The sequence below is a fragment of the Celeribacter sp. SCSIO 80838 genome, from assembly GCF_056498065.1.
In genome coordinates this window covers 3,246,240-3,257,758 of record NZ_JAZKMA010000001.1, presented here as the reverse complement: position 1 = coordinate 3,257,758, position 11,519 = coordinate 3,246,240, and the positions used below count along the sequence as shown (strand labels likewise).

The following is an 11,519-nucleotide window of genomic DNA, read 5'->3' as shown; positions in this document are numbered from 1 at the left end:
TCATGCTGCCAATTTCTGTTCTCGACCGTGCCAATATGCCTCCCTCGGCGTTCGATGCTCAAGGGAAGGATGGGGACGTTCGGTATTGTAGAAGGTTATCCATCTGTTGATCACCCGCCGGGCGTGGAAACCATCGGTGATTTCTTCAAGATAGATGGCTTCCTGCTTCAAGGAGCGCCAAAGCCGCTTTTGAGACCTTCTTCGTCCATGCGCGGAGCGAGTAGTGGCTTACACAAAGACGCTCGGCCACCTTCCTGACCGGGTAACCTCTCTCGGTGATCTGCGCGACGGCATCTTGTTTGAAATCGTCGCTGAATTTGGTGCTGCTCATCTTGGCCCCCTTGTCTCCAAACTAGTCAAGAAGGCGTCCACGATACGGGGCTATTCAATGTGAACAATCGCCGCGCGCTTCCTGCCGCTGATCATATTCGGATGAACGCCGTACGTTTTTGATGGTTCCGCCAGCGGCAGCTTATCACGAATCGCTTCAAATGCGACTTTGGCTTTGAATTCAGGCGAGTGGTTCTTTCTCTTGGCGATTCTGGATCGTCTTTTTCATCATGTGTTTCACTCTGACAACGGGTCGAAATTCCACGACCACCTCTCTCACGCGTGAGACGACCGGAAATCGCGAATGTCAAAAGGGGCAGGGCCATTTCCGTGTTGCGGAAGAACTTGTGTGTAAATTGCAATGGGGAAAGCCGCCCCCTGCAACCTATCCTTGACCTTCTGGATCGGCGCCCGTTAAATTCGCCACAATACGGCAATTTTGGCGCATGTTTTTGATTTTGGGGAGTGTTCTAGGCCATGTCTCGATTTAGCAAAGTGGCTTGGAAAGAAGGGCTTTTTATCAAGCCTCAGCATTTCCAACAATCCGATAGATACGTCGAGAAACTGATTGCCAATCGGACTGCTCAGATTACGCCCTTTCCTTGGGGTATTGCCGAGATGTCTTTCGATGAAAGCCAGCTTCGCCAAGGGCGTTTGGAGCTCGAAAACGTGTCCGGCATCATGCCGGATGGCACGCCGTTCGACGCGCCACACACAAGTCCCCTGCCGCGTGAGGTCCTCGTCAATGAGGGCGCGACGGGGAAAACCATCTGGCTGACTGTGCCGAATATTCCACAGAACGAGCGCGAAGTCGGCATGCTCGAGGACATGAGCACCCGCTATATTCTCGCCGAGGAACAGGGGGTGACCGATGTCACCGCCGTGTCGCGTACAGAAGACGAGATCGAGGTCGCTGTGCCGCGTCTCGAACTGGTGATCCGCGACAGCCCGCGCGAAGGCTATCAATGCATTCCGCTTGGGCGCATCGTCGATGTGCAGGATGGTGCGGTCGTCACGCTGGACAAAACCGAGCCGCCCGTGGGGCTGATCATCTCGTGCCACAGGGCCTATGCGGGCTTTCTCAAAGCGGTCATGGGCGCGGTCGAGGCCCGGCTCGAAGTGCTGGCGCGCTATGCCGCCGATCCGACCTCCGGCGGCGGGATGCAGGACAAGGACTATCTCATGCTGATAGTCCTCAACCGCGTGCTGCCGCAGCTCAAACATATTCAGGCGATGCCTGCCGTGCATCCGGAACGGTTGTATGAATTGCTCGTGGGTTTCGCGGGCGAGCTGTCGACATTCGAGGATGGCGCACGCAGGGCACGCGAGTACAGCTACCGCCACGACAAACCCAAAGAAACGTTCAAGCCGCTGGTGGATGACATCCGCCGGTTCCTGTCCCGTGATCTGGGGCGGGCGCTGCGTCTGCCGCTGGAACTGCGGCGCGAGAACAGTTTTGCGGCGCTCGTGGACGATCCGAATCTCTTTGCCAATGCGACCTTCATCGTCGAGGTCTCCGCCGCTTTGCCGCTCACCCAGATTCAGGGCCAATTCCCGCAGCTGTGCAAACTCGGCCCCTCGACCCGGATGAAAGAGATCATCGTCAACAACATGCCCGGCATTCCGCTGGTTCACATTCCGAACCCGCCGCCGCAGATTCGCGTGGTCGCCAACCATGTTTATTTTCTCGTCGACAAGACCAGCCCGCTGTGGCGTGACTTCTCGGTTGCGCCTGCCATCGGCATGCATTTCGCGGGCGCTTGGCCGGGGCTGGAGCTGGAATTGTGGGCCATCCCCGAGGAGCGCTGAATGAGTGACGATGACGACGACCGCACGGTATTCGGTCAGAAAATCCCGCCGGCAAGCCCCACGCCTCAGCCGTCACAACCGCCTTCCGGACAGCAGCCTCCCGCGCAACCGGGGTGGCCCGCGCCACCTGTGGCGCAGAATACTCCAGTGCCGCCTGCGGGGCATGCTCCACAACAACCACCTTACGCGCCGCCACCCGCGCAACCGCCTGTCGGAGGCGCGTCTGACAGCACCATGTTCGGGATGAAAGTGCCGCCGCAACAGGCGCATGTTCCGCCTGCGCAGGGGTATCCGCAGCCCGCGCCGCAGGCTTACTCGTCGCAGCAACATGCGCCTCAACCTCCGGCCTCCGGCGCAGATGACACATGGTTTGGCGGGCGCTTGCCGCAGCAACCCGCCCCGCCTCAGACCCCGCCGCCGTCCTCGGGGGAGGGCACGTGGTTTCAAGGCCGCGCGCCGCAACAATCGCCCTCCTATCCGCCACAACAACTACAGCCTTCAGCGGTACCTTATCCGCCGCAGCAACCCGCCTATGGTCAGCCATCCTACGGTCAACCTGCACATGGGCAGGGCGGATACGCTCAACCGTCCGCCTATGGCCAGCCTCCCCAGCCGAACTGGCAGGGGCAATATCCGGCCCAGCCGGGCCAATATGGCGGGGCATATCCTGCGGGTGCTGGCACAGACGGGCAGTTCCCGATGGTGCCCCCCGCCGCAGAGGCCGCAGCTTTTGCAGGCAACGTGCCGCGCATTTCCTTTCAGGACGCGCTCAAAGGCTCGGGGCTGGATATCGGCACATCGACCAACCCGATTCTTGCAGCGGCCTCGGACCTTTTGGTGCTGTTCGGGCGTCTGCGCACCGGCATGGTCGAGATGCAGGCGATCCCGCTGCGCGATCACGTCATTCGCGAGATCGGCGAATTCGTCCGCAAGGCGCAGGAAAAGAGCGTGCCGCCGGAGGACATCGACGTTGCGCGCTATGCGCTGGCGGCGACCGCCGATGACATCGTGCAGACCATTCCCGGCAGCGATCCGGGCTATTGGCAGCAATATTCCATGGCGGCCGAGTTGCTGAACGACCGTTCCGCCGGTATCGGGTTCTTCGCCCGGCTCGAACATGTGATCGCCTATCCGGCGCAGCGCAAAGATCTTTTGGAGCTTATGCTGACCTGTCTCTATCTCGGGTTCGAGGGCAAATATCGCACGGAACCCAATGGCATGGCGATGCTGGCGCGGTTGCGCAACGAGGTCTACCAACGGCTGCGCTCCGTGGTGGAACGTCCCAAACCCGATCTCTCGATCAACTGGTTGCCGGTGATCTTTTCCGGCAAACGCAATGGTGTCGGGATGCCGCTCTGGGTGGTGGCCGGGATGGGGGCTGGCATGGTGGTGGCGCTGTTTGCGACGCTCTCGTGGATTCTGTCGAATGACACCAATGCGGCACAGGCCGCGATCCTGCGTCTCAACGACCCGAACGCCACCGTCGCCATCGAGGGCCAGAGCTTTGCCGCCTCCGCAACGCCTTATGTGGGTGAGGTGGATACGGCGCAACTCGACCGCATCCGTGGTGCGCTGGCCTCGGAGATCGACAGCGGTGCTCTGAGTGTGGCGGAAAAAGGCGATTACATCATGATCCGTGTCGGCGATGTGCTGCGCTTTGGCTCAGGCTCCGCCGATCTGACCTCGGATTTTACCGCGCTGGCGCAAAGCATTGGTCAGACGTTGGATGGTGAGCCGGGCGAGATTGTGGTCGAGGGCCATTCCGACAGCATCCCGCTGCGCGGCACCGGGCGGTATCGCACCAATGAAGAACTGTCGGAGGCGCGCGCCACCACGGTGCGCGATGTCTTGGCGCAAAGCCTTGGCGATCCGTCGCGCATGAGCGTGGTGGGCGTGGGGCCGAACGATCCGATTGACACGAGCGGCACGCGCGAGGCGCAGGCCAGGAACCGCAGGGTCGAAATTCTCCTGCAACAGGAAAGCAAGATATGAGAGTATTCGGCGTTTCGCCACGGAAGCTCTGGAGCTACACATGGCTCCGGTTGCCGATCCTGACCCTTGGCGTTGTGATCCTGAGCCTTGCGATCTGGTTCGGGCTGCGGATGACCGGCGTGAGTTGGTTGGTGTCGCCATGGACCCGTGGCGGGCTGATTGCGCTCATTCTCGGGGCCATCGCTTTGTCGGCTCTGATCAAATATCTGCGTCGTAGAAAAGCGTCAAAAGCTCTGGAGGAAACGCTTGTCACCCCCGGAGATGGCGACATCTTGTCCGAACGGATGCAAGAGGCGCTCGGGCGGCTCAAGAAATCTGGCGGTGCGACCTATCTCTACGATCTGCCGTGGTATGTCATCATCGGTCCGCCGGGGGCGGGCAAGACGACGGCGCTTTTGCACTGTGGTCTGGATTTTCCGGGTACTGACAAAGAGGCCGTCGCGGGCTTTGGCGGCACGAAGAATTGCGATTTCTGGTTTGCCGAAGACGCCGTTCTGATCGACACGGCGGGCCGTTATACGACCCAGGACAGCGATGCCACGGCCGACCGCGAAAGCTGGCAATCCTTTCTGACGGAACTCAAGAAGGCCCGCTCGGACCAGCCGGTCAACGGCGTTTTGCTGGCGTTTTCCTGCGAAGACATCATGACCGCCGATGCGGCCCAGTTGGAGCGTCATGCTTTGACCGTGCGCCAGCGTCTGGCCGAGTTGAACAAGACCCTGCGCATCGACGTGCCGGTCTATGTCATGTTCACCAAGGCCGACATCGTGGCCGGCTTCCGGGATTATTTCGGGCCTCTGGGTGAGGATCGTCGTCGCCGTGTCTGGGGCGTCACCTTCCAGACCCGTGACCGCAAGGAAGACACCTATAAAGAGGTCTCGACCGAGTTCGACAAGTTGATTTCGCGGCTCTCCGACGAGGTCACCGATCGTCTGCACGAAGAACACGACCCGGTCGCGCGCATCTCGATTTTCGGATTCCCCGGCCAGATGGCGCTGATGCAGCGCAATCTCACCGATTTCCTGCGCCGGATTTTCCAAAAACCCGAAGAGGTCCATGCCATTCTGCGCGGGTTCTATTTCACCTCCGGCACACAAGAAGGCACTCCGATCGATCAGGTGCTGGGCGCGATGGCCTCGGGCCACGATCAGAACGCGGGTTTCCAACCCGGTTTCATGTCCGGCAAAGGGCGCAGCTATTTCCTGCACGACCTGCTGAAAAAGGTGATCTTCGCCGAGCGCGATTGGGTCGGATATGATTTCAAATCCATGCGCCGCCGCCGAATTTTGCGCACGGGCGCGACGGGGCTGATCGCTACGGTCTGTCTCGGCGCGATGGGGCTTTTCGGCTATAGTTTCTGGCAAAACGCCACGCTGGTGCGACAGGCGAATGCGGCGATGAACCAATATACGGTCGAGGCGCAGGACATTCTGGCCGAGCCGATCATCACCGATCCGGCGACGCGTCCGGTGCTTGGTGCGTTGAACACCGTGCGCAACCTGCCGGGCGGGTATGGCGATACGACGGAGCAGCCGTTTGTCGAGCGCATGGGCCTGTCGCGGCGTGACAGCATCCGAAAATCTGCCACCGAGAGCTATTCCTACGCGCTCGAACACATGCTCCGCCCGCGCATGATGTTGCAGCTCGAAAACACCTTGCCACAGCTTTTGGCAACGCAGGATTACGAACAGGCCTACCGCGCGCTCAAGGTCTACCTGCTGGTCGCCAAGGCGCAACCCGGCAAGGGCGACGATACCGCGATCCAGTCGTGGTTTGCCGAAGCCTGGGCGCGGGAATATTCCGAACCGGGGCTCGAAGTGGCTTATGGCGCAATCAACGATCACCTTGACGCCATGTTGGCGCTCGATGATCGGGTGACGCCCGCGCTTCAGCCCAACAAGGAACTGGTGGAAACCGCCCAGCGTCAGATCGCGACCTTGCCTCTGGCGCGGCAGGCCTATAGCTCGATCCTCGGGCAGGCGGCGGGTATGTCGCCGCTCAATGTTTACGAACAGCTGTCCGACACACAGGTCGATCAGGTGCTGCGCACCGTCGACGGCACGGCGCTCTCCGATCTGACTGTGCCGGGGCTCTTTACGTTTTCGGGCTACTGGGGCGTCTTCAAGGAAGAACTCGCCTCCGCGCAGAGCCGTCTCGACGAGGAGCGCTGGGTGTTGGGCGAGCCTGGCAAGGCGGACTATCAGACCCAGCTTGTCGGTCTGAACCGCGATATTCATGCGCTCTATCAGGCGGATTTCGTGGATGCGTGGCAAAGCATTCTGGACAGGATCGAACTGGTGCCGATGGCCGATCCGTCGGGGCAATATACCTCGCTCACCATCGCCGCGGCCCCCTATGCTTCGCCGGTTCTGAAACTCGCCGAGATGGTGGACCGCGAAACACGTCTGAGCCGATTCCTCGACATTGTCGAGAACATGGAAATCTCGCCCGAGGCGCTGGCCTCCGGCGACATGAGCGGCGAGTTGTCGAATGCGGGATTCAGCGCTGTGGAGCGCCGTTCAGGGTCTTTCGAACGGATTTTCCTCAATGCGCTCAAGAACAAAGCCAAGTTCCAGGAACGCGCCGCGCCCTCCGCGACGGCCCCGACAGAGCGGCGGCAGATCGAGAATATCGAACGCCGGTTCGAGAAATGGCACGCGCTGGTGAAAGGCGATGCGGATCAACGCAAACGCCCGATTGATGCGGTGCTGGCGAGCCTTGAGGAGTTGTTGCAGGATCGCAAATTCGCCGCGAGCGGAGGCGAGACGCTCAACAACATGGGTCTGCAAAGCGCGCTTGGAAAGCTGACGCAGGGCGTACCGTTTTACCCGGATACGATGGTGCGCTTTGTCAACCAGATCGAGCGTGAATTCCTGACCGTAACCACCAATGCCAATATGGAAGAACTGCAACGCCTTCTGTCTGAGGAGGTGACGACCTTCTGCACTCAGAACGTCTCTGGCGCTTTCCCCTTTTCAACGAACGGACGGCATATTTCGACCGCCGCCTTTGGCGAGTTCTTCGGCTACGGCGGGAGGATGGAGAAATTTTACGATGCCCATCTGCGTGAATACACCCAACGCAGTCCCGATGGTGAGATCGTGCCGCGCGACGACAGCGACATCGGGGACCGGCTGGCTCCCGCGACGCTTGCGCAATTCGGTCGTGCCGAGCGCATCCGTCAGGCGTTTTTCGAACCGGGCAGCATGAAGCCCTCGGTGAGTTTCACCCTGTCGCAGCGCGCCTCCTCCGAGACCGTCGAAAGCGTTGCCATGTCCTTTGGTGGGCGTCAGGCTCAGCTGTTCCCGAATTCCTCAGGGGTCTCGCTGACCTGGCCAGACGATGTAACGGAAGTGGTGTTCCAGCTCCTGCCCAAGGCCAAACGTGGCGCCGCCAATGGTCTGCGCTTTGCCGATGGACGCTGGGCTTTGGCGGAGTTCATCAACGCCGGTGTGGCCCGTCCGTCGGGCAGTCGCGTCGATGTGACCCATAATGTCGGTGGGCGCCCGGTCTCTTTCCGACTCGAATTTGATAGCATCACTGTGCCGTTCCTGATGAAGGAACTGCGCGATTTCTCTTGTCCCACAACTTTGGAATAACCGTTCGTTTTAACCAGTCCTGCTCAAGGTCTCGCTCTCGTGATCCCATTTCTTTACGGCAAACATCCCGCCTTTGGCGATTTTCTCTCCTACGGGGGATCGGGGGGCTTGGTCTCCGGCCTCGACCAGTGGCTGGAGCCGGTGCTGACCGCATTGCGCGACAGTCTGGGCGACGGCTGGCCGGTGATCTGGCAAAGCGCGCCGGTGCTCAGGTTCTGGATCGGGCCGGATGTTTTGGGCGTGCCGGCCTATGGCCTTTTCCTGCCCTCGCGGGATCGGGTGGGCCGCCAATACCCGCTTCTGGTTGGCGTGACCGACCCGGAGGGCGAGGGCCATGCCGGAGTGCCGCCGACCGATCCGCGCCATGACGAGGCAATCTATGATGCGATTTTTGCGCATATCGCCGGGGTGCAACCGCCCGAGGGCGGGTTTCGCGGCGGTGCGGATTTGCTCGAAGGCCTCGACCTGCCATCTTCTCCTGCGCTCATGTGGGAAGAGGGGCTGAGTGGGACGATCTGGGGCCAGCGCAACGATGGCGATCTGGCGCGGCTCCTGAAAGATGCCGCAGGTGTCGAGGCTGAGCGCGCCGAATTTCGGCGCAGCCATTGGTGGCACCCGGAACAGGGGCCGCGCGCCGCCGGGTGGTTGGCATGTGATGGGCTGCCGGGGGCGGATGCGCTTGGCTGGCTGCTCACGGAGCGGCTGCGACCTTTGCAGGATGAGACGGGGCCAGACCATACTCAAGCCTCCAGTGAAGAGGATCGGACATGACGGATCTCGGACGACGTTTTCGCTTCGACAGTGCGCTCAAAAGCGATGTGGGACGGGTGCGCAAGATCAACGAGGACAGTGCGCTCTGTCTCACGGACAGCGGCATTTGGGTCGTGGCCGATGGCATGGGGGGCCATGCCGCGGGGGATTTTGCCAGCCAGACCATCACCGGGATGCTCGAAACCGTGGGCGTCCCTGTGTCGCTTGACGATCTGAAGGTGCGTTTCATGGAACGGCTTTCACTGGCCAATGCGCGCATCATTGCTCATGCCCAGTCGCTGGGCGGTGGCACGGTGGGGGCGACGCTGGCCTCAGTGCTGATCCATGGCGACCGGTTCGCCTGTGTCTGGTCCGGCGACAGCCGGGTCTACCGGTTCTGTGCCGGGCAGCTTATGCAGATCAGTCGGGATCATACCGAGGTGCAGGCGCTTCTGGATGCCGGGTCGATCACCGAAGATCAAGCCGCCAACTGGCCGCGCAAAAACGTCATCACCCGCGCCATCGGGGTCACCGACATTCCGCAATGCGATGTGGTTGAGGATGTTTTGCACGATCGGGATCTGTTCCTGATCTGCTCGGACGGGCTGACGGAATATTATGAGAATGACGAGATCGCTTCGGTCCTTGCGGCGTCTGAGGACGCGGATCTCGACAGCCTGTGTGCGCAGTTTGTCTCCACGGCCGTGGAACGCGGTGGCAAGGACAATATTTCGGTTGTTCTGTTTCGGTGTCATGAAACTCCGCCGGATCGTCAGGAGGCGCTTTGGGCCTTTCCGGAATTCGAGGGCACGCTATGAGCGAAGACGAAAAGACGATCCCGCCCTCAGAGGAACAGGTGCCGGTTCAGCCGGATGCTGAGCCGGAGCAGACCGGGGAAGAAGACGAACGCACGGTTTGGGCCGTTTCTGTGGAGACCGAGGATGAGGCGACAATCTTCGCGCCCCAAATCACACCTTCGGCCGATGTCGCGGACGACAAGACGATCCTGACCCCCTTGCCCTCGCCGGGCCTGCCGGGGACCGCCTCGACCGCGAACCCGGAGGCGACGGTTTTTGCCGGGGTGCCTGCGTCGTCCGGCGAAGAGACACCTCCCGACATTCCCGACGCGACGGTACTCGCCGGTGTTGCCGCACCTGTCGTCGCCGGTGCGGCCAGCGGTGCCGCCGGACTTGCGTCCTCCGCGACGCCCCGCCCGGTGATGGTGCTCGAACCCGGCACGGTGATCAACAACATGTACCGGGTCGAAAGCGCGCTGGATCAGGGCGGTATGGGCCGGGTGTTCCGAGGCGAGGAAATCGGCACCGGTGAACCCGTCGCGATCAAGGTGATCCTGCCGGAAATGGCCGAGGATCAGAAGGTCGAACAGATGTTCAAGCGCGAGGCGCGCACCCTGCGCCAGCTGCATCACCCGGCCATCGTGCGCTATTTCGCCTATGTGCCGCCAGACGAGCGGATGAACCTTCATGCACTGGTCATGGGGTTCATCGAGGGCACGAAGCTCTCGGATCATCTGCGCGAAAAAGGCGCTTTGAGCACGGAGGACGCCTGTCGCCTGTTCTCGCGGCTCGCCGACGGGTTGCGTCGGGCGCATGAGATCGGGGTCATTCACCGCGATCTCTCGCCGGATAACGTCATGCTTCAGGATGGCGACATCACCCGTGGCGTGCTGATCGACTTCGGTATTTCACGCTCCTCCAAGGTCAAGGATGTGACCATCGGCAATGAGTTCGCGGGCAAGCTGAAATTTGTCTCTCCGGAACAGATCGGCGCCTTTGGTGGCGAGGCAGATGGGCGTTCGGATGTCTATTCTTTGGGGCTTTTGCTGATCGCAGCGCTCACCGGTAAGGCGCCGCAGATGGGCGATACCATCGTTGACGCCGTGCAAAAACGTCAAAGCATTCCCGATCTCTCCGGCATTCCGGGACCGTTTCAAACCTTGCTCTACGCTATGCTGCAACCCAATCCGGCGCAGCGGATGCCGGATATGCAATCCGTGATTGCGGGGCTCGACATGATTTCAGGCGGCCAGACCGGGGCGGCGAACACATTGACTGGCACGCTGACTGGGATGGGCGGGAGCTTAGCGGGGGTGGGCACCGGAATGGGAGGGTTTGCCCCAACGCCGACTACCCACGCGGTTCCGGGGCTGCAATCCGGGCCAACGGCAAGCCATCTGGGCCTGCAAAACGTCACGGCCAGAGGGTTTGATGACATCCCTGACCTCGAAGAACCGCCGGAGCCGAAAAGCCGCAGCGGTCTGGCCCTGACCCTGAGTTTCGCGCTTCTTGCCGCGGCTGTTGGGGGCGGGGCCTATTATTGGTGGCGCAGTCATCCGATCGAGGCCGGAATAGAGCTCGATCGCAGCGGGTTGAGACGTGATGAGACCACGGTCGCGGGCCATTTGGCGGTGCAGGCCGGGGACGCCTGCGCCTATGCCTCGCAACACACACAATCAGGACCGATTGATGCGCTCAGTGATAGCGGCACGGCCTTTGCCGGGCTGACGGAAAACTGGCCTTTCGGGCCTTTGCCGGAGATCAGCGAGACCGTAATCGCGACACCGCAATGCGCCGCGCTCAGCCTGGCCCAGCCCTTTCTAGGGACAGGGCGCGCGCCGATTGCCATTGGCTTCGATGCGCAACGCGTCTCGCGCCAGACAGGGGTCGAAGGCACGATCCGGGGCACGGAGGATCGCCAGATCTGGCTCTCTATCGTCGCGCCGAACGGGCGGGTGTTTTCGCTCTCGCGCCAGCTCGACGCGCAGATTGGCAACACGCGCCGCTTCTCCTTTCGCCTGCCGTCGGCTCAACCCGGCGTCTATGTCATCGTCGCCACGGCTTCCGAAGCCGCTTCGGTTCGTGCGGGCGCGATGAAGGATGGCACGGAGGCCAGTGTGATCCTGCCGTTGATCGGTCGGGAAATGGCGGAGGACGCGGCGGGCTATGTCGCTGTGGGGGCGCTGACGATCACGCCGTGATTTCACTAAAGCGTTTCGACTTTAACTCGATTTATCACGTA

General features: G+C 61.3%; 7 protein-coding genes and 1 pseudogene. 6 read left to right on the top strand and 2 right to left on the bottom strand.

Annotated elements, in window-relative coordinates; genetic code table 11:
* Together V1475_RS16255 and V1475_RS16250 are read right to left on the bottom strand one after the other, a co-directional pair.
* Positions 1-171, bottom strand: coding sequence for an integrase core domain-containing protein (locus V1475_RS16255; protein ID WP_479413595.1), 171 nt, complete (start codon positions 169-171; stop codon positions 1-3).
* Between the two features lie 10 nt (positions 172-181).
* Positions 182-331, bottom strand: a pseudogene (locus V1475_RS16250) (transposase); the annotation flags it as partial.
* A gap of 476 nt (positions 332-807) precedes the next feature.
* Here V1475_RS16250 and tssK point away from each other — a divergent pair.
* The 6 genes from tssK (at position 808) to V1475_RS16220 (ending at position 11,478) form a co-directional block, all read left to right on the top strand.
* Positions 808-2,139, top strand: a complete 1,332-nt coding sequence (gene tssK, locus V1475_RS16245) for a type VI secretion system baseplate subunit TssK (protein WP_479413594.1) — start codon at positions 808-810, stop codon at positions 2,137-2,139.
* A 234-nt stretch (positions 2,140-2,373) separates the two neighbouring features.
* Positions 2,374-4,131, top strand: a complete 1,758-nt coding sequence (icmH, locus tag V1475_RS16240) for a type IVB secretion system protein IcmH/DotU (RefSeq protein WP_479413593.1) — start codon at positions 2,374-2,376, stop codon at positions 4,129-4,131.
* Positions 4,128-7,730: a type VI secretion system membrane subunit TssM gene (gene tssM / locus V1475_RS16235; protein WP_479413592.1), complete on the top strand. Its 3,603-nt coding sequence runs from the start codon at positions 4,128-4,130 to the stop codon at positions 7,728-7,730. The genes icmH and tssM overlap by 4 nt, the downstream gene beginning before the upstream one ends.
* A gap of 39 nt (positions 7,731-7,769) precedes the next feature.
* Positions 7,770-8,501, top strand: coding sequence for a type VI secretion system-associated protein TagF (gene tagF, locus V1475_RS16230; protein ID WP_479413591.1), 732 nt, complete (start codon positions 7,770-7,772; stop codon positions 8,499-8,501).
* Complete coding sequence (locus V1475_RS16225) at positions 8,498-9,298, top strand: PP2C family protein-serine/threonine phosphatase (protein WP_479413590.1); 801 nt, start codon at positions 8,498-8,500, stop codon at positions 9,296-9,298. Before tagF ends, V1475_RS16225 begins: the two co-directional genes overlap by 4 nt.
* Positions 9,295-11,478 (top strand): serine/threonine-protein kinase, encoded by a 2,184-nt coding sequence (locus V1475_RS16220; RefSeq protein WP_479413589.1) that lies wholly within the window; start codon positions 9,295-9,297, stop codon positions 11,476-11,478. The genes V1475_RS16225 and V1475_RS16220 overlap by 4 nt, the downstream gene beginning before the upstream one ends.
* The last annotated feature ends 41 nt before the right edge of the window (positions 11,479-11,519 follow it).